Origin of the sequence: Cyclonatronum sp., assembly GCF_022565315.1 — a bacterium.
Taxonomy (GTDB): domain Bacteria; phylum Bacteroidota; class Rhodothermia; order Balneolales; family Cyclonatronaceae; genus Cyclonatronum.
Window position 1 is genome coordinate 1 of the sequence record NZ_JAIUMX010000070.1, and the last position, 19096, is coordinate 19096.

At 56.6% G+C, this 19096-nt stretch carries 17 protein-coding genes; 9 read left to right on the forward strand and 8 right to left on the reverse strand.

Annotated features, from left to right (window positions below; all coding sequences use genetic code 11):
• The 3 genes from LAT75_RS10835 to LAT75_RS10845 all read left to right on the forward strand — a co-directional run.
• Positions 1–1098, forward strand: a 1098-nt coding sequence (locus tag LAT75_RS10835; RefSeq protein ID WP_291482681.1) for a CRTAC1 family protein, incomplete at its 5' end; no start/stop codon positions are given.
• 50 nt (positions 1099–1148) lie between these two features.
• Entirely contained in the window at positions 1149–2144 is a 996-nt protein-coding gene (locus LAT75_RS10840; protein WP_291482682.1) for a Gfo/Idh/MocA family oxidoreductase, read from the forward strand.
• Between the two features lie 91 nt (positions 2145–2235).
• On the forward strand, positions 2236–3510 hold the full coding sequence (locus LAT75_RS10845) for an ATP-binding protein (protein ID WP_291482683.1): 1275 nt from the start codon (positions 2236–2238) through the stop codon (positions 3508–3510).
• Between the two features lie 11 nt (positions 3511–3521).
• Here LAT75_RS10845 and LAT75_RS10850 read toward each other — a convergent pair whose 3' ends face one another.
• Both LAT75_RS10850 and LAT75_RS10855 read right to left on the reverse strand, forming a co-directional pair.
• The gene (locus tag LAT75_RS10850; protein WP_291482684.1) at positions 3522–4973 is read right to left on the reverse strand and encodes an FAD-dependent oxidoreductase; all 1452 of its coding nucleotides are present in this window, start codon (positions 4971–4973) and stop codon (positions 3522–3524) included.
• 14 nt (positions 4974–4987) lie between these two features.
• The gene (locus LAT75_RS10855) at positions 4988–5383 is read right to left on the reverse strand and encodes a hypothetical protein (RefSeq protein WP_291482685.1); all 396 of its coding nucleotides are present in this window, start codon (positions 5381–5383) and stop codon (positions 4988–4990) included.
• A 169-nt stretch (positions 5384–5552) separates the two neighbouring features.
• Between LAT75_RS10855 and LAT75_RS10860 the strand changes: the two genes are divergently transcribed.
• Entirely contained in the window at positions 5553–6020 is a 468-nt protein-coding gene (locus tag LAT75_RS10860; protein WP_291482686.1) for a hypothetical protein, read from the forward strand.
• A gap of 167 nt (positions 6021–6187) precedes the next feature.
• On the opposite strand, the gene LAT75_RS10865 is transcribed toward LAT75_RS10860, so the two are convergent.
• Positions 6188–7123, reverse strand: coding sequence for a bile acid:sodium symporter family protein (locus LAT75_RS10865; protein ID WP_291482687.1), 936 nt, complete (start codon positions 7121–7123; stop codon positions 6188–6190).
• A 350-nt stretch (positions 7124–7473) separates the two neighbouring features.
• Between LAT75_RS10865 and LAT75_RS10870 the strand changes: the two genes are divergently transcribed.
• The 3 genes from LAT75_RS10870 (at position 7474) to LAT75_RS10880 (ending at position 10116) form a co-directional block, all read left to right on the forward strand.
• On the forward strand, positions 7474–8001 hold the full coding sequence (locus LAT75_RS10870; RefSeq protein WP_291482688.1) for a hypothetical protein: 528 nt from the start codon (positions 7474–7476) through the stop codon (positions 7999–8001).
• A gap of 73 nt (positions 8002–8074) precedes the next feature.
• Positions 8075–8989 (forward strand): UDP-2,3-diacylglucosamine diphosphatase, encoded by a 915-nt coding sequence (locus LAT75_RS10875; protein WP_291482689.1) that lies wholly within the window; start codon positions 8075–8077, stop codon positions 8987–8989.
• A gap of 2 nt (positions 8990–8991) precedes the next feature.
• Positions 8992–10116, forward strand: coding sequence for a glycosyltransferase family protein (locus LAT75_RS10880; RefSeq protein WP_291482690.1), 1125 nt, complete (start codon positions 8992–8994; stop codon positions 10114–10116).
• 130 nt (positions 10117–10246) lie between these two features.
• On the opposite strand, the gene LAT75_RS10885 is transcribed toward LAT75_RS10880, so the two are convergent.
• Both LAT75_RS10885 and LAT75_RS10890 read right to left on the reverse strand, forming a co-directional pair.
• The gene (locus LAT75_RS10885) at positions 10247–11506 is read right to left on the reverse strand and encodes a PAS domain S-box protein (RefSeq protein WP_291482691.1); all 1260 of its coding nucleotides are present in this window, start codon (positions 11504–11506) and stop codon (positions 10247–10249) included.
• A 106-nt stretch (positions 11507–11612) separates the two neighbouring features.
• Positions 11613–11753, reverse strand: coding sequence for a hypothetical protein (locus LAT75_RS10890; RefSeq protein WP_291482692.1), 141 nt, complete (start codon positions 11751–11753; stop codon positions 11613–11615).
• A gap of 31 nt (positions 11754–11784) precedes the next feature.
• On the opposite strand from LAT75_RS10890, the gene recQ reads away from it, so the two are divergent.
• Positions 11785–13941: a DNA helicase RecQ gene (gene recQ / locus LAT75_RS10895; protein ID WP_291482693.1), complete on the forward strand. Its 2157-nt coding sequence runs from the start codon at positions 11785–11787 to the stop codon at positions 13939–13941.
• A 111-nt stretch (positions 13942–14052) separates the two neighbouring features.
• On the opposite strand, the gene LAT75_RS10900 is transcribed toward recQ, so the two are convergent.
• Positions 14053–15240, reverse strand: a complete 1188-nt coding sequence (locus LAT75_RS10900; RefSeq protein ID WP_291482694.1) for a PQQ-dependent sugar dehydrogenase — start codon at positions 15238–15240, stop codon at positions 14053–14055.
• A gap of 208 nt (positions 15241–15448) precedes the next feature.
• Here LAT75_RS10900 and LAT75_RS10905 point away from each other — a divergent pair, with 208 nt between their 5' ends.
• Positions 15449–15928 carry a hypothetical protein gene (locus LAT75_RS10905; RefSeq protein WP_291482695.1) on the forward strand — a complete coding sequence of 160 codons (480 nt, stop codon included), beginning with the start codon at positions 15449–15451 and terminating at the stop codon, positions 15926–15928.
• A gap of 38 nt (positions 15929–15966) precedes the next feature.
• Here the strand turns inward: LAT75_RS10905 and LAT75_RS10910 are convergent, their stop codons facing one another.
• Both LAT75_RS10910 and LAT75_RS10915 read right to left on the reverse strand, forming a co-directional pair.
• Positions 15967–17436 (reverse strand): deoxyribodipyrimidine photo-lyase, encoded by a 1470-nt coding sequence (locus tag LAT75_RS10910; protein WP_291482696.1) that lies wholly within the window; start codon positions 17434–17436, stop codon positions 15967–15969.
• Between the two features lie 146 nt (positions 17437–17582).
• Positions 17583–19096, reverse strand: a 1514-nt coding sequence (locus tag LAT75_RS10915) for a cryptochrome/photolyase family protein (RefSeq protein ID WP_291482697.1), incomplete at its 5' end; no start/stop codon positions are given.

Sequence of the window (19096 nt, forward strand, 5' to 3'; positions counted from 1 at the left end):
CGCAACAACGGCGACGGCACCTTCACCGATGTTTCCCGGCAAACCGGCCTCATCGCCGATGGCTTCGTGAAAGGCGCGGTTTGGGGCGATATCAACAACAACGGCCTGCAGGATTTGTACGTGTCGCGCATGGGCGAACCCAACCTCCTTTTTGTAAATCAGGGTCCGGATGAGCACGGCCGCTGGACCTTCGCAGAACAGAGCGCACAGGCCGGCGTGGGTGAGCCGATGGCAAGCTTCACGAGCTGGTTCTGGGATTTCAACCAAAACGGCTTCGAAGATCTGTTTGTGTCGGGCTACTTCATGGATCCCGGCGATACCGCGCGTGAGTACCTCGGCATGCAGCCGCTGGGCGAGCGGCCGCGCCTGTACCGCAACAACGGCGACGGCACCTTCACCGACATCACGCAGGAGGCCGGTCTGTGGAAGCTCATGTACACCATGGGCGCCAATTTCGGCGATTTCAACAACAGCGGCTACCCGGATATGTACCTCGGCACCGGCGACCCCGATCTTCAGGCGCTCATGCCGAACCGCGCCTTTTTGAATCAGGGTGATGGGCGCTTCGCTGAAGTCACGCTTCAGAGCCGTCTCGGACATCTTCAGAAAGGGCACGCGGTTTCCTTCGCGGATTTCAACCACAACGGCCGGGCCGATATCCACGCCAACATCGGCGGCGCACTGGAAGGCGACAACTATATGAACGCCTTTTTCGTGAATCAGGCTGCGGGCGAAAACTGGATTTCGCTGGAACTGCGCGGGCGGGAGTCGAACCGCGCCGGGCTGGGTGCGCGCATCCGGGTTGAGGCCGAAGAAGAACCCGGCTTTGTGCGCTTCACCACGGTGAGGAGCGGCGGCAGCTTCGGGGCCTCGCCCCTGCGGCAGCACGTGGGCCTGGCCGGCTACAGCGGCAGCATTCGGGCGGAAGTCCGCTGGCCCTCGGGTCAGGTTACGGTCCACGAAGGGCTCGCCCCGCGGCAGCACTGGCTGCTCGATGAAAACGGGGATGCGCAGCCGCTCAACAGGCCGGCCTTTGCGTACCGCTCCGACGGACAAACCGGCGCGGCGCACGGGAACCATGCCGGCCACGGGCACTGAGCGCATCACCCTAAAAGAAACCAAACCCAACTTAACCGGATACCGACATTATGAGCCAACCATTGCGCTGGGGCATCCTCAGCACCGCCAAAATCGGGCGCAAATATGTGATACCGGCCATGCAGCAGGCGGCCCGAACCGAGATCCGCGCCATTGCCTCCCGGAATGATGACGCCGCCCGGCAGGCCGCGCAGGAACTCGGCATCCCGCAGGCGTACGGCAGCTACGAAGCCCTGCTCGCCGATCCGGAAATCGACGCGGTGTACAACCCCCTGCCCAATCACCTGCACCTGCCCTGGACCGTGCGGGCGCTCGAAGCCGGCAAGCATGTGCTCTGCGAGAAGCCGCTGGGGCTGCACGCGGGGGAAGTCCGCCGCCTGCAGGAAGCGGCGGCACAGCACCCAGGGCTGGTTTTGGCCGAAGCCTTCATGTACCGGCATCACCCGCAGTGGGCGTACGTGATCGGGCAGCTGCGCAGCGGCGCCATCGGCCGCGTACAGACCGTGCACGCGCACTTCAGCTACTTCAACACCGAGGCGGATAACATCCGGAACAAGCCCGAATACGGCGGCGGCGGACTGCTGGATATCGGCTGCTACGGGGTTTCCTCCGCCCGCTGGATTATGGGCCGGGAGCCGCAGCGCGTGATGGCCCTGCTCGTGAAAGACGAGCGCTACGGCACCGACCGCATCGCGAGCGGCCTGCTCGATTTCGGGGATGCGACGGCAACCTTCACCGCTGCAACGGCCGCCAACCTGTGGCAGGGCCTGGTGATTACGGGTGATGCGGGCCGGATCGAAATTCCGGTGCCCTTCAACCCGCCGGCCGATCAGGCGGCCGTAGTGCGCGTTTTTGCGAAGGGTGATGCGGCTGAAACCCAAATCCCGGCCGCGAACCATTTCACCCGGCAGGCCGAACATTTCGCCCGCCTCGTGCGCGGAGAAGCCGCCCCGGCCATCCCCCTGCAGGAAAGCCTCGCCAACATGCAAACCCTCGACGCCCTCCGCGAAAGCGCCGAAACAGGCCGGGCGGTCGTGATGGGGTAGTTTTTTTCAGGTATATCTGAATTTTTGGGAGTTTTGAAGAAAAGTTTCGGTTATACCTGAAAGTTTTGGGATTTTCGGCATATTTTCAGGTATGCTTGAAAATATCAGTCATATCGCCCGCTACAACTTTTGGACCGCACGCCCTGACACGGGTGTCAGGCGGGAACGCTACCTTCATGCAGTGCGGAAATTCCGGCAAAGCGCCCTCGTGCGCGTACTTGTCGGGCAGCGGCGGGTCGGGAAAAGCTACCTGATGCGGCAGCTTATCGGTGATATCATCGATGATGGCACCCCGCCGGCGCACACCCTGTACATCAACAAAGAGTTCACAGACTTTGATTTCCTCAAAGACGGGCGCGATCTCGCAGACTTCTGCGAATCGTATTTCAGCAGCATCCCGGGCATACAGACCCGCTACCTGTTTATTGATGAAATCCAAAACATACAGAACTGGGAAAAAGCGGTAAACTCCCTCTCGCAAGACTACACCCGCAACTACCGGATTTTCATTACAGGCTCAAATGCGCAGCTGCTTTCCGGTGAACTCGCGACCCACCTTTCGGGCAGGTACGTTTCTTTTTTGGTGACCGCTTTTTGTTATGATGAATTTCTGGCCATCAGCAGCCTTCCAGCCGGAAAAGCCTCTTTCCTGAAGTTCCTGCAAACCGGCGGACTGCCGGAGCTTTTCAAACTCCCGGATGAGGAGTCGCGACGGCACTACGTAAGCGCCGTTTACGATACCGTTATCCTGCGCGATATTGTGGAGCGGCACCACATCCGTGATGTAAGCCTGCTAAAAGATTTGTTCACCTTTATTGCGGCAAACGCCGGAAGCCTGATTTCCGTGAACCGGCTTATAGCTTACTTCAAGGGTCAGGGCAGAAAAACAAACTACGAAACGGCGGCACAGTATATCCGATACCTGGAGGATGCTTTCATCATCCATAAGTGTGAGCGGTACCAGATTAAGGGGAAAGATGTTTTATCCGGCAGCGCAAAATATTATCTCAACGACCTGACCTTCAAAAACTACCTGTTCCCGGGTGTACACCTCGGCTGGGGACATCTCATGGAAAACCTTGTGTATATCGAGCTGCTTGCCAGAGGTTACACGGTTTACACAGGTCAGCATCAGGACAAGGAAATCGACTTTGTGGCGAGTCTGGGGGAGGAAACACGCTACCTGCAAGTTGCCTGGCAGCTCACCGATGAGAGGACGAAAGCCCGCGATTATGCGCCGCTTCTGAATATCAGGGATGCACATCCCAAGCTGCTTATTTCTGCCGACGACATCCCGCTGCCCCCGCAGGAAGGCATCCCGAACCTGCTGTACTGGGATGCCTTTGCGAAAAACGGAAGCTTTTAGCCAGCCCCCCCTCACACAATCCGGTCCGGGTCGCTGAGGTCGGGCAGGGGGCCGCGGTAGCCGAAGATGCGGCGGATCCACTTCACGAGGCCGACGCTCTGGTTTTTGATGTACCACTGATCGGCGGCCCGGCGCGCGCCGAGGGCATAGGTTGGGTAGGGGAAAATGGTGTCGGCCATGTTGCGCAGGGTGAGGCCGTTGCGCATGGCGAGGGCAAACTGCCCGATCAGGTCGCCGGCGTGCGCGCCCGCGATGTCGGCAGCCAGAATTTTGCCGCTGAACTTTTTGGCGTACACGTGAATCCATCCCTCGGTGACCTCATCGGTGATGGCCCGGTCGACTTTTTTGTAGGGGAAGCGGTAGGTTTCGTAGCACGTGCCCGCGGCGTCAAGCTCGGCTTTAGTGGGGCCGAGGTGCGCGATTTCCGGATCGGTGAAGGTAGCCCAGGGCAGATGCGCGGCATCAATTTTCATGGGCACTTTCAGCAGCATGTTGGTGACGGCTACCTTGGCCATGTGCTCGCTCATGTGCGTGAACTGAAACCGGCCGGTAACGTCGCCCGCGGCATAAATATGCCGCTGACTGGTCCGGCATCGGTCGTTAACCGTGACGCCCGATTGGGTGAACTGCACCCCGGCCTTATCGAGGCCGAGTGCTTCGGTATTGGGGATGCGGCCCGCGGCAACGAGCAGCTTCTCAGCGGTGAGGGTTTCAGTGCTGCCGTCAGCTTTGGTGATGCTGACCTGCACCTGCCGGGCATCGCCGCTCACGGCCTGCACCCGGCTGCCGAGCCTGAACTGCACGCCTTCGGCCTCGAGCACGCCCCGCAGCAATGCCGCAAACTGTGGCAGGTCTTTGCTCAGAATTTCATCACCCATATCCACCACCGTTACCTGCGTGCCCATGCGCTGAAACGCCTGCGCCATTTCCGTGCCGATGGGGCCGCCCCCGATAATGATCATGCTCTCCGGCCGCTTGGTCTGCTCGAACAGCGTGTGATTGGTTAAGTGCGGTGTTTCAGACAAACCCGGCACCGGCGGCACAAAGGCCCGGCTGCCGCTCGCAACAAGGAAGTAACGGCTCGTGACCCCGCGCAGGCTGCCGTCGGGCAGGGTAATCTGCAGGGTGTTTTTTCCGGTGAAGGCCGCCTCGCCCGAAACCACCTCAATGCCCATCTTCCGGAAAATATCGGGATGATCGGCATCTTCGTACACCTCCTCCCGGATGCGGTTGAGGGTTTCGGAAACTTCCGCAAAATCAGCCTTCTCACCGCGGATTTTCGCCTTTTTGGCCAGATTCAGCATAATTTTGCTCGGCACGCAGCCGTACCAGGTGCAGTCGCCGCCGAGGCGGGCTTTTTCAATCATCATGGTTTTTGCGCCGAATCCGGCGCCCATGCCCGCAGAGGTAAGCCCTGCCGCGCCGCCGCCTATCACAATTAAATCATATTCAAACTTTGCCATATTCTGGTTATGCCTCAGGGTTTGGGAGTAAGGTTGGGGTCAGCGGCAGGTTTCGGCTGCATTTCGCCCTGAATTTCGGTTTCGGCGGCCTGCTTCATTTTCAGCCGCGCTTTTCGGAGGGTTGACCAAATGGCATACACGATGATGGCCACAATGAAAACATACACCCAGGCCGGCACATTTTCCCCGGCAATAATCAGGTACACGTAAGCCGAAACCGCGCAGGCACTTGCCATGAGCACCGGGCCGGTGACCGGCTTTTTCCGTTTGATGTTCCGTGCCAGCCAGGCCATCGCCAGCCAAAAAAACGGAACCGCCCCTACATAGATGCTGCCAAAAATGACGGGATTTACCCCGTACGGCTCACCAAGCCCCATGAACCAGTCCAGAAAAGTTTGCCAGTCCGCCATTTGCCTCCGAATATTATTAAAGCTGATTTACGATTATCTTCTGTATCCCGATTCCGTATGATACCACAATCCTGTCTTTTGGTTCACAGCCATTTTTGACCGGAAGCTGAGTTAATTCAGCTCATTAACAGGATTCAACCAGAACAGCAGCAACTGATAATTTGTGCCCATGCTTTCCTTTAAATCAACAAACAGCTTTAAATCCCAATACGACATTTTAGATGACGATGTGAAAATCGGTACCATTGTAAAAAAACACTGGAAGAACCTCTTTGTGATTGAACTGCCTGAAAAAACCCTCTTTCTCAAATCCGAGAAGTGGTACAGCTCCAACCGGATTGTGATGGCGGGTGATACTGAAATCGCGCGGGTGGAAAAAAAACTGTTCTCTTTCAAACCCCGCATTTTGGTGTATTACAAAGAGCGGACCTTTGTGCTGCGGCCCACCAACATCTTGCAGACGAATTTCGGGCTGTCGCTGGGCGAAGATGGTGATTACATCGGCACAATCAGCCGAAGCGGATTTTTCACCAATGTTTTTGAAGCCGATTTGCCTGCAGGTATCGAAAAATGGTTTCAGTGCGTGCTCGTAAGCCTGATTATCGAATACAAGCTCACGCAGGCGGCGGCAAGCTGAAAAGGTCCGCAGTGAATCAGCTTCGGATGGCGCGCCTGAACCCAAAAAGCAAGGGCCATTCCGTTGATTTGGGATTGTTCACAGGCACTGCAGACCGTGATGTGCACGGAGTTCCCCCCCCCAAAAAAAAAACAGAAGCAGGAACCCACACGGCGGCGGGTTCAGGGCTATGAAATCTCGAGTTCGGGTTTTGTCTTTTCGGGCCGGATGTATTTGTTTCCAAGGAAGATGACGAGCACGGCCGAGCCGTACATGAGGATGCCGTACATGGCTACGGGGATTACCATCACAGAGTTTTGGAGCAGGGTTGCGGCGATCATGATGCCCATGGTGCCGTTTTGGATGCCGCTTTCGATGGCAACGGTGAGGCGCTGCCGGGCGGAGAGTCCGAAGGCGAGGGCGAGGGCAAAGCCGGCCGACATGGTGACGGCGTTGAGGGTGAGCACGGCGGGGCCGGTGAGCATGAAGAAGGTGGGGAGCTGCTCGCGCTCCTTGAGCAGGGCGGCGATAACGATGAGGGTGAAGAAGACCGCAGAGATGATTTTCACCGGCCGTTCTGATTTTTTTGAGAAGACGGGATTCCGGTGACGGATGAACATACCGATGGCGACCGGGATGAGGGTTACGCCCATAATCTGAATAATGGTGCGCAGAACCGGCAGGGTTACGCTGCCCTCCTCCCCGAACCAGCCGATGGAAAGGTTCACGATGAGGGGGATGGTTACGATGGTGATGACCGAGCTTACGGCCGTGAGGCTGATGGACAGGGCAAGGTCGCCGCGGGCGAGGTGAGAGACGAGGTTGGAAGTGGGGCCGCCGGGGCAGGCCGCGATAATCATGAGTCCGACGGCGAGGGCGCCGGTGAGGCCGAAAAGCTTCACGAGCAAGAAACCGACGACGGGCAGCAGCACAAGCTGCGCGGCAAGCCCGATGATCGCTGCTTTGGGGGCGAGCGCTATGCGGCGAAAATCATCCGGGCGGAGGGATAGCCCCATGCCCATCATGATAAAAGCCAGGGCGAGGGGCAGAAAAACTGCCGTCAGAACATTCGATTCCATCGGTTTGCAAAGGTTGATTGAGGGTGAGCTGTGCGAAAATAGCACCAAATAAGCCAAGGATGAAACGCGAAGTTTCCGGCGGATAACCTGGCGGTTACACAGCCTTAACAGTTGGGAAACATTGGATGGTTAGTTTAGGGGCGTACTCAGAAAACGGCAGCCGCCTTCCGCGTGCTGACCGGTTTATGGTTTCCTTCCTCTTTTCAGGGCAGCATCGTGACAGGTATAAACAGGGAGCTTAGCTCCCGCAAACGACCTCAAACAATCCTCAAAAAGCCCGCCGGCCCGCAAGCCGGCGGGCTTGTTTGCTTCAGCTCCCGTTTGGCTGCTCCGGCCCTGAACAGCGGCCGAACGGGGCAGCAGCTACCTCCCGGAAATCCATTTCTTTTTGTGTGATGAAACTCGGCCTTACGCCTCGGGTCCTTTCCCAAAAAATGCGGCAGCTTGCGCTTAGTCCGCTGTTTGCGCTCACGGCCGTGCTGCTCACCCTGCTTTATGCGAACACGGAGGCCGACTACTTTGCGCTGCTGGGCTGTGCCTTCATAAACAGTTCTTCGTTTGGCTGCTATTACCTGCTGCTTCGGTTTTTCTTCGTGCTGCGCCGCTATCAGCTGATTGCCCTGTTTGCGGTGCATCTTGTGAACGTAGTGGTCTGGGCGATGCTCGCTGCGCAGCTGTTCATTACCGTGGTAAGCCCCGCCTCCTGGTTTGCGAGTGGGTGGGTTTATCTGGCGTTTGGCTTTGCGACCTTCGATTTTCTTCAGCATTTCCTCTACAAACTTTTCCACGGCACGCATCCGCTCATTGCGGTAAATCTGCCGGTGAACCGGCCCGCAACAGGCTGGGGCGGCGGTATTGGTAAGCTGCTTCGCAAAGGCTTTAACCGCCGCCGCCGGGCCTCAGCCGGCACCTCTGCTACCTGACGGATGATGCCCTTTACCTTGCTCCAACTCACAAACAGAACAGAACTGAACCCAAAACCAACCCTACCTTTACATGGCCGATAAACGCGAACTGGACCTGCTGGTACTTTCTGATGTGCACCTTGGCACGTACGGCTGCCATGCCGAAGAACTCAATACCTACCTTAAAAGCGTGAACCCTGCCATTATGGTGCTGAACGGCGACATTCTGGACATGTGGCAGTTCCGGAAATATTACTTCCCGAAAAGTCACCTCAAGGTGCTAAAACGGATCATCAGCATGATGAGCAAAGGCACAAAGGTGTACTACCTTACCGGTAACCACGATGAGAACCTGCGGCGCTTCAGCAATTTCGAGACTGGTAATTTTCATCTGGCCGACAAGCTGCTGCTCCGCCTCAACGGGAAAACGGCCTGGTTTTTTCACGGGGATGTTTTTGATGTTACCATGCGCTACTCCAAATGGCTGGCCAAGCTGGGCGGCTTCGGCTACGACCTGCTCATCCTGATCAACCGCTTTGTGAATTTTATTTCTACTTCGCTTGGGTACAGCAAGATTTCCCTCTCCAAAAAAATCAAGGACGGTGTGAAATCTGCGGTCCGGTTCGTGGATGACTTTGAACGTACGGCCACCGACCTTGCCATCGAAAACGGCTACGATTACGTGATTTGCGGGCACATCCACCGGCCGGCCATCAAAGAGGTCACAAACGAGCGCGGCAGGGTCACTTACCTGAACTCCGGCGACTGGATTGAAAACCTCTCCGCGTTGGAGTACACCAAGGGCGAGTGGTCGATGTACCGCTTCGACGAGACCGATTTCGCCGAAGCCGGCGAAGCGGAAGCAGACGCCGAAGAAGCCGTGCTCGAGCAAAGCGGCATCCCCGCCATTTCCTTTGCGGACATGGTTCTGGAAGAGCTCGCCGGCGGGCAGCTGGTGCGCCATGCGGCTGAAATACGGCCATTCACTTCAAACGGGAGATACTGAGTATGAAAATTTTATACGGCATTCAGGGCACTGGCAACGGGCACATGAGCCGGGCAAACGCCATCCTGCCCCGGCTGAGCGAGTACGCAGAAGTGGATGTTCTGGTGAGCGGCCACAGCAGCGAAATCACTTCAGCCTTTCCGGTTAAATATCAGTATCCCGGGCTGGGATTTACGTTTGGCAAAAACGGCGGCATCAATTACTGGCAATCTGTCCTTCGCTCCAAACCGGCCGCGTTCTGGAAGAGCATCCGCACGCTGCCGGTAAAGGAGTACGATCTGGTTGTAACCGATTTCGAGCCGGTATCGGCCTGGGCTGCAAAGCTCGCCTGCGTGCCCTGCATAGGCGTGAGCCATCAGGCGGCCTTCCTGTCGGACAAATCGCCGCGGCCGGCGGACCGGCAGTGGTTTGGGGAGCTTCTTTTCCGGAGCTTTGCCCCGGTTGATACGGCCATCGGGTTTCACTATCAGCCGTATGATCATCACATCCTCACACCTGTAATCCGGGATGAGGTGAGGAGCCTGCACCCTACCGATCAGGGGCACATCACCGTTTACCTGCCGGCCTACAGCCCCGAGCGCCTGCTTCCCTATCTGCAGCAGACCGGGCGGCCTGTGCATCTGTTCACCAAACACGAGCAGCAGCCGCGCACAAGCGGCATGGTTGAAATTTACCCGGTTAGCAGCGAAGCTTACCTAAAAAGCCTTGAAGGCTGCACGGCGCTGGTGTGCGGTGCCGGCTTTGAGTCGCCCTCGGAGGGCCTGTTCCTCGGCAAGCGCATGCTCTGCATCCCGATGAAGCAGCAGTACGAGCAGCACTGCAACGCTGCAGCCTTGGAACAGATCGGGGTGCCGGTACTTCACAAAGTTGACGCTGAGTTCGGAATTGCCCTGCAGAACATGCTCGCACTCCCCGCTCCGGAACCTGTGAACTACCCCGACATCCTCACAGAAGTTTGTGATACCCTGTTCTCCCTGTACAGCAATTTTGAAATCGTCCGGAAATGCGCCGGGAAAAAGCCGGCTGCTGAAACAAAGGTTCTGAGCATGCCTGCGCCTGACTTCCGTGAGGAGAGATCGCACACTCCGGGCTTCGCTTTTTCGAATCAGACGGCAGCAAACGGGTAAATCTTTCCGGCAAAAAATGGCCTGATTACGGCTTTCCCGGCGGGATGCCCTTCACAAAAAAAAAGCCCGCCCGAAAAACACTGAAGCGTTTCCGGGCGGGCTTTAAATTTTAAAGCGGTGGTTAATCGGGCTATACCGTTTTGAGGGCTTCTTTACCGGCAGCTACAAACGAGCCTTTAAACTCGCCTTCGCTTTCAGCATTTGGTTTTGAGTAGTCCATCACCAAAACCACCTCGCCTGATTTTTTAACAATCCGGAAGGTTTGTGTGGCCGACTTACCCTCAGCTATGGCCTTGTAGTGCCTGCGTACCGCAAGCAGATCTTCGGGATGGATGAGCTTATTGAAGCCTGCTTCGCCGTGGCATTCGTCTTTCTCGTAGCCCGTGAGCGCCTCGAAGCCTTCGGAAATCCATTTAATCACAGGCAGACCGTTAGCGCCAATTTCGAATCCGTAGGTGAAATCATTCTTGCGCTCAAAAATTTTGTCGAAGCCAAGATTCCGTTTTTTCAGAATTTCGAGCACATTTTTCCGCATGCTCACATTCGAAACAACGGCACGCGCAATTCTTTTACCGTCGTTGCTGAGAATCTTGAGGCTGAGTTCGGCCTGTACAGGCATGCCGTTTTTGCGGCGGAACATAATGGTGAGCGGCTCTGCTGAATTTTTGATATCGTTTTCGGAGCTGGTAAAAATCGTTTTAAGTACGGGCACTTCATTGGACGGGGTAAACTCCCATATCTGCGCATTTTGCAGCTCTTCATTGGTGTACCCGAGCATCTCGCGGAAAGCTTTATTCGCATCAAGCACCAATCCGTTGAGGCTGAGATCAACGTAGGTCTGTTTTGAACCCTCGAAAAGGTCATCGAAATTGGTGTTGGTATCCATCACCTTTTTCTCGGAGCGTTTGCGCTCGGTGATGTCGTGCTGATAGGAAACCCAGTGCGTGATTTCGCCTCTGCGGTTGGTGAGCGGGTGGATATCCCACTGATTGATATATTCGGAGCCGTCTTTGCGATAATTGACCGTTTGACCGAAGAATGAATTACCTTTCTCAAGGTTCGCTCTGAGCCGGTCGAGCGTTTTGCGGTCGGTCTTTTCACCCTGAAGCATGCGGGGTGTTTTGCCTATTACTTCTTCCCGCTTGTAACCCGTCATACGCTGAAACCCGTCGTTTACATAACAAATGCGCGGGCCGGGGTTATTGAGTTCAAGCTCGGTCACGATGATGGAGTCGTAGTCGTTGCGTACGGCAGATTCCAGGAGTTCCAGCCATGTTTTGTATTGTTGGGCCTTTTCCGCTTCAGCCTGAAAGAGGGCTTTAAGGGTTTCGAACGAGGCTTCGTCTTTGGCGAGAGACTGAAGCTTTTTGGTCAAATCAGAGTCAAGCATATCATTTTAAATGAGGTATAAAAAATCATCGTGAATATAAACGTTTACAGTTAAAATCTGAATTCCCGTGTGCACATGAAAAGCAGAAGGATAGAGATAAGAAATTTTAGGAGGGGGAATTCAGCCGGCGGCAGTGCAAATCATCAAAAGTAACACCTGCTTCAATCGGCATCATTCCACTAACATGAACTAAAACAGGTGTTCCGATAAAATTTTCCTTGTAAGGAAAGCTTTGTTGGCGAATCATTACGGGAAATTTTAGTTTAACCGGCATGACAATGAAAAAAGCAGAACACATACTTAAAGAGTATTTCGGATACGAGGCCTTCCGGCCGAATCAGAAAAACGCCATTGAGGCGGTCTTAAACGGCAGAGACACTTTCGTGCTCATGCCCACCGGCGGTGGCAAATCGCTGTGCTATCAGATCCCGGCCCTGCTGTTGCCGGGCCTCACCATTGTGGTTTCGCCCCTGATTGCGCTCATGAAAGATCAGGTTGATGCGCTGCGGACCAACGGCGTGGGGGCGGCCTTCCTGAACTCGAGCACCGATTACGCCGATCAGCTCGAAACGGCGCAGAAAATCAAACGCGGTGAAATACGGCTGCTTTATGTGGCGCCGGAGCGTTTCAAAAGCAGAGACGCCATCTTTCAGGATATCCTGAGCGGCACCGCAATCAGCCTTTTCGCTGTGGATGAAGCCCACTGTATTTCGCACTGGGGCCATGATTTCCGGCCGGATTATCTCGAGCTTTCGGCGCTTAAAAAGAAATTCCCGGGCGTTCCGGTCATCGCGCTCACGGCAAGCGCCGATGAAACCACCCGGAAAGACATCACCGATAAGCTGAACCTCGAAAAGCCGCTCACGCTTATTTCGAGTTTCAACCGGCAGAACATCCGGTATGAGGTGCGTCAGCCGTCCGACAGCTTCGGCGAGCTGCTGGATTTCCTGGAAAACTACCGCTCGGAATCGGGCATCATCTACACCCTGAAGCGCAGCAGCACCGAGGAGCTCGCTGCCCGGCTGAAGTCACACGGCTTCAACGCCCTGCCCTACCATGCGGGCCTGCCGCCTGATAAGCGCGCGGCTTATCAGGATCTTTTTTTGAAGGATGAAGTGCCCATCATGGTGGCAACCATTGCTTTCGGGATGGGCATCGATAAATCTAACGTGCGCTTTGTGGTGCACATGAACATGCCGAAAAACATCGAAAGCTACTATCAGGAAACCGGCCGTGCAGGGCGCGACGGCCTTCCGAGCACGGCACTGCTTTTCCTGAACTACGGCGACCTGAGTACCCTGCGGTATTTTGCCACCATCGAAGACAACCCGCGGCAGACCGACATCATGATGCGCAAGCTCGACCTGATGCTGGCCTTCTGCGAAGCCAAAACCTGCCGCCGCGAGTACCTGATGCGGTACTTTGGGGAAGAGCACCCTTCAAGCTGCGGCAACTGCGATGTGTGCCTGCACGATTACATTTCCTATGATTACACCATCGAAGCGCAAAAAGCGCTCTCGGCCGTAGCCCGGCTGGGTCAGCAGTACGGGGCTGAAATCGTGTCGCTGCTGCTGCGCGGCTCAAAGTCGAAAAAGGTGCAGTTCTGGATGCGCGACCTCAAAACCTACGGGGCCGGCAGCGATCAGTCCGGCGAATTCTGGAAGGAAATCATCTACGAACTCACTACGCAGGGCTTTCTGAAGCGGGAGGGGAATCCGATTTCGGTTTTCAAGCTCACGGCAAAAAGCCGGGATATTCTTCGAGGTGAGGCCAAATTCATGGTGCGCAAGCCGCGCGCTGCTGTAAATATTCAAGCCTCCGAAGCTGCTTCGCTTTCGGCTCCGCGCTCCGACAAGGCCCTGTTTCAGCAGCTTCGCAGGCTCCGCAAGAGCATCGCCGATGCCGAAAGCGTTGCGCCATTCGTGGTACTTTCTGATGCCTCGCTGCACGAGCTTGCTACCTACTACCCGCAGAAGAAGGCCGACCTGTTCAGCATCACCGGCTTTGGTACCAAAAAGGTGGAAACCTACGGACAGTTTTTTCTGGACGCCATTGTAGATTACTGCACCGAAAACGGTATAAAACCCAAGCCTGTGCCGGAAAAGAAAAAGGGAAGCTACCCGCGCTCCAAACGCCCGAAGGAAGCAGGCAGCACGGCCCTGCTTACCCTGCAGCTCTTCCGGGCCGGAAAATCCATCGATGAAATCGCTGAAGAGCGCGAACTCAAGACCACAACGATTGAAAGTCACCTCGCTTCCTTTGTGGAGCGCGGCATGCTGGAGGTCGAAACCTTTGTGGATCCCGGCAAAATGAAGGCCATCGAAGAAGCCATTGAGCAGAATGATTCCGGCCTGATGCGCGACATTAAAGAAGCCCTGGGCGACGATTACACCTACGGCGAAATCCGCTTCGTGATGGCCGCGCTGCAAGCGTAAACGGATGAAGCCCGGAAGCTGTAAGGTGCCCGCATGACGACATCACCCTACAAAAAACCCCGGCTGAGCGCATTCGGCCGGGGTTTTTATTGATTGAGCAGGAAATTTAATCTACGAACGCGGCACGGCTTCTACCCGAAGCAGGGAGCCGTTGCTTTCGTCGGTGAGGATGTACACGTGCCCGTCAGGACCCTGACGCACGTCGCGGATGCGGCCGAAGCTTTGGGTGAAGAGCTCTTCGAGGTGCAGCACTTCGCTATCGCTCTTCAGAACGCGGAGAATCCGCTGCGGACGAAGGCCGCCTGCAAGCAGGTTGCCCTGCCAGTTGGAAAAGCTTTCATGGGTGATGAGCGCCAGCCCGGAGGGCGCCAGAGTTGGCAGGAACTCAAAGAAGGGGTCTTCGATGCCTTCCATCGCGCGGGCTTCTGAGCCGGGGTACGGGCCTTCGGTGCGGTAATCGAAGCCCTGCGTTACGGTCGGCCAGCCGTAGTTGCGGCCTGCCTGCGGACGATTCAGCAGGTCGCCGCCGCGCGGACCGTGGTCGGTTACCCAGATCTCGTTGGTCTCGGGATCAACAACCAGGCCCTGAATGTTGCGGTGGCCGTAGGAGAAAATCTCAGGCCGTGCATCGCTGCGGCCCACAAAGGGATTGTCGGATGGTACGGTGCCGTCGTAGTTGAGGCGGAGCAGGGTTCCGGCATGGTCCATCAGATCCTGTGCGCGCGGCGGGTTGGCTCCGCGATCGCCCACTGACATCAGCAGGTGGCCTTCGTTGGTCCAGGCGAGGCGCGAACCGTAGTGGCGGCCGGGCTGCGAGAAACGATCCTGCACGAAAAGCTCCTCTACATCAACGAGGCTGTCGCCGTAGATGCGGGCGCGGATCAGCGCGGTTGCAGTTTCTTCGGCCTCGTTTGGCTTGGAGTAGGTGATGTAAATCCAGCCGTTTTCCTCATAGCTGGGGTGCACGGAAACATCGAGCAGCCCGCCCTGACGAAAAGCATGAATGCGCGGAAGCCCGTCGAGGGTGCGGCGCTCAGAGCCGTCGGCACTGATGTGGTTGAGCCTGCCCGGCTTCTCGGTAACCAGCATGCTGCCGTCCGGCAGAAACGCAACGGCCCACGGATTTTCAAGCCCGCTCGCAACGGTTGAAACCCGCACCCGGTGATATTCGGTGTTGCGCTCGGAATTTACATTTGAACCGACAGCCTGTTCGTCGGATGAAGGTGATGAGGCATCACCGCAGGCCTGAAACGCCAGCAAGGAAACCCCCAAGATGCCTAACAGCAAGTAATTACGCATAGTAGCAGTACATTTGATTACGGATTATTTGTTCAAACATTAAACAGAAACCTGAATTTAAGCTAAGTAGTGCCTTTTCAATAGTTTTAACTTGTAAGGTCTTCTTAAAGAAACTTTGCAACTCGTTCCGGTTTAACCCGCAGCTTTCCTTCGCATGCGGCGGCATTGGTGCTTATTTTAGAGCTTTACTTCACCTAAATACAGTATCGTGAACGTCGTTTCTATTTCCTCAATTTTCCTTTTATTCGCCATCTTTGTCTATTCCTGCTCATCAGAGCAGGTTCCGGAAAATACTGAGGCTCATTTGTTCGATGAAACCGAGCAACCCGAACTCGCCGCCCTCTCGCAGTTTACCGGCACCTGGATAACCCCGGATACCTACCGCGGTCTCGAAGATGCACGGATTCGCCTCAGCCTGAACGAGGCGGAGTTCCGCGTGAGCGGGCCGCTTCAGTACGTGCGCGTTGACCCCAGCCTGCAGCCGGTTTCCGATTCCGGCCGGCTTTTTGTAAGCGCAACGCTCAGCGGCAGTTCCGCTGCACGCACGCTGAACGCCGAAATCCGCAACGAGCGCGGTGATGTGCTGGGTGAAGCCCGCCTTGCCCTGCGCGAGGGGCGACTTCACGTGCAGCTCATCAATCCGGTGCCGGATGTGGCGGCTATCTTCGTGCTTGAGCCCGAAAACTGAGGCGGCCTTCAGCCCGCATCCATCGAAAAAAACGCTCTCTAAAAGCGGGCGTATTTTTTGAGGTATTCCTTGATTTTCACCTTTTTACGGGTGCTGTCGCTCGTCATGTAGCGCACCTTTCCGAAGATTTTGCGCTCCGGGCCCCAGGCGCGGTCGAAGCGGCCGAAAATCCAAAAGATGCCTGAGTAGCTGTTCGGGTCGCGGCCGTCGATGGCGTAGATGTTGTTCAGGCGGATGAGGTAATCAAGGGCGGTGCGGGCGTCGGGGGTCCACTGCAGCACTTTTTTGCCCCAGAGCATGCGCAGGTAGTTGTGGATGCGCCCATCGCGCACGAGCTGCCGCTGCGCCGCGTTCCAGATGTCGTCATCGGTTTCGGCATTGGCCAGCTGCTCGTAGGTGTACACCACGGGCCGCGGATCGGCCTCGTGCTCGGTGAGGGTCTCCTGCGCCCAGTCCGGCAGCGACTCAAATTGGTCGTAATCCGGCCGGTGATGCGCGAAATGGAAGCCGACCTCCCGCCAGGTGATGAGCTCATCGAGCCAGGCTTCGATGCCGGTTTCGCCGCCGAAGAAGCCGTCGCGCTTGCCGTTCTGCGGCTTGAGCGTGTCGCGGCTCCAGTCGCGCGGCTGCCTGCGCAGGGCCAGCTCGGCCAGCTCGTACTCGCTCACCTTGCCGAAATGCAGCCACGGACTCATCCGGCTCGTGCCCTCGGTGTCGGGATCGTTTCGGATTTCGTCGTAGGCTTTGAGGTCGAACTCCAGAAACTGCGCGAGGCGCTCCAGCCCGGCCGCGCGGGTGCCTTCCATCGCCAGCGGCTTCACCGACTGATCCACATCGATGCCCGAAAGCCACTCTTTTGAGAAGCGGCCCGCGGTTTTGGCATCGGGGTATTTTCGGGTGATGGCTTCATCAATCGCAATCCGCTCCGTGTTTTGCAGGTCTTCGAGGGGGTTTTCCTTCGGCGGATTCTCGAAGCAGATCCGGAAATGCTTCTGCATGGTTTTGCGGAAAATGTAGGCCGAGTACGGATCCTTATCACTCATTTGCATGGGGATGATGCCGTTGGAATCGATGGAATAGTACGGCACATCCAGCGTCTGCGGGATTTCCTCATTGCGTTTGCGCATGATGAAAATCGGATACTCGTCGGTCACGACCATGCACGATTTTGCGGCAAGTTCGCGAAAGAGCGCGGGGTATTCACCGGCTTCCTGCTCGAGAAAGCTGTAATAATTGAGACCCTGCCGCTCAGCGATTTCCTGATGTTCGGCCATGCCCTGCATGATGAACCAGTGCGTGCGTGCGGTGCGCCAGGGGTAATCGCAGGAGAGCGCCTCGAAGATGAGCAGCGGCTTGCCCAGCTTGTTCGCCCAGGCTACGGCGTACTCAAGCGCGAAATTATAGTGCAGGCGGCGGTTGATCTGCATCCAGTAGAGCACAAAATCGCCCTCCGGATTGGGCTCGTTTTCGTTGCGTTTAAAAACCCGAAGGCTGTTCACATTCTTCATGAGGCGTTTTTTAGAAAATTGAGATGGGAGTCAGAAGCTGAGCATCAATAAGGTCCCCCGGCCCAATCGGAGCCGGCTGTTGATGAGATGCCCGGTTGAGGCATAGCAGGCGGGAGCTGACGGAAGCACATCCCCCGATAAAAAAATCAGCGGTGTTCGTAGCGTTTGAGGGCGTCGATGTAGCGCTCGGAATCTTCGCGGATTTGCCGGCGCTCTTCGCCGCTTTTTTTGTTGAGCATGTTGAGCATGAACGAAACGCGGCCGTTTTCTTCGAAAGCCGGCTGATGCTTGTCCACGAAATTCCAGTACAGGTAGTTGAAGGGGCAGGCTTTGGGGCCGCTTTTCTGACTGACCGAGTAGTGGCAGCTTTTGCAGTAGTCGCCCATTTTGTTGATGTAGTTGCCGCTCGAAACATAGGGTTTGGAGGCCAGCACGCCGCAGTCGGCGAAGGTGCTCATGCCGAGCACGTTGGGCAGCACCACCCACTCCCAGGCGTCGAGGTAGCCGTACCAGAACCACTTGAGCAGCTCGCGCGGGTCGGTTTCGGTGAGGTTGCTGTAGTTGCTGAGCACCATCAGCCGCGGGATGTGGTGCGAATAGCCGGTTTCGAGCACCGGTTTGACGCACTCGCTAATGCACTTCATCTTGGTTTCACCGGTCCAGAACGACTCGGGGATGCTGTGCGTGAACCCGAAGGTGTTGGCCTCACGCACCTGCGGCATCATGGCCTCGTAGTAGTTGCGGATGTACTCGCGCCAGCCGATAATCTGCCGGATGTACCCCTCGACCGAGTTGATGGGTGCCGCGTCGTTTTCCCATGCATCAAGGGCGCGCAGGCAGAGTTCTTCGGCCCCGAGCAGGCCGTTGTTCATGTAAATCGAGAGGGTGGAGTGATAGACGACGTACTCGCCGGTAACGAGCGCGTCTTCGTAAGGGCCAAATTCTTTGAAGCGGTTCCGGAAGAAATCGTCGGCGGCACGGAGCGCCCCGGCGCGGTCAACGGCGTAGTCGAAGCCCCCGGTGCTGCCCCAATGATTCGGGAAGCGGTCTTCGACCTCCTGCATGACTTCCCGGGTGATTTCATCGGGGGCAAAAGTGACCGGCTTCGGCGGCTTTTTGCCGGCGGGGAGTTTTTTGCGGTTGTCCTTGTCGAAATTCCACTGTCCGCCCTCGGGCTTGCCGCCCTGCATCAGGTAGCCGGTACGCTTGCGCATCTCCCGGTAAAAATACTCCATGAGGTAGCCGCCGGCCATTTTCTCCCGCCACTCTTCGGGGTCCGACATAAAAAAGGTGTTGGGGTGGTATTTCATGCGGCCGGTTTCCTTGGCAAGGGCGTCGAGCTGCTGCCGCAGGTCGTACTCGGCGGGCTGCATGTAGTGCAGCTGATGGTCCCCGCTGCCGAGCCGGCGCCGGAGCTGCTCCGCGACAGGATCATCCCCCTTCAGATAGGCCACCTGCCAGCCGGCATCGAGACACTCCCGCGCAAAATGCCGCTGTGCGCTCCAGATATAGGTAATTTTTTTCTTGTGAAAGGGAAGCTTCGAGACCTCCGCCGCCGACTCGCAAAACACAAGGCTGGTGTTTTCGGGGGTGAAGGATGACGGGATCTTCGCCTGATTCAGCTGATCGGCATGTACAAACCAAAGCTGATTGTGAAGGC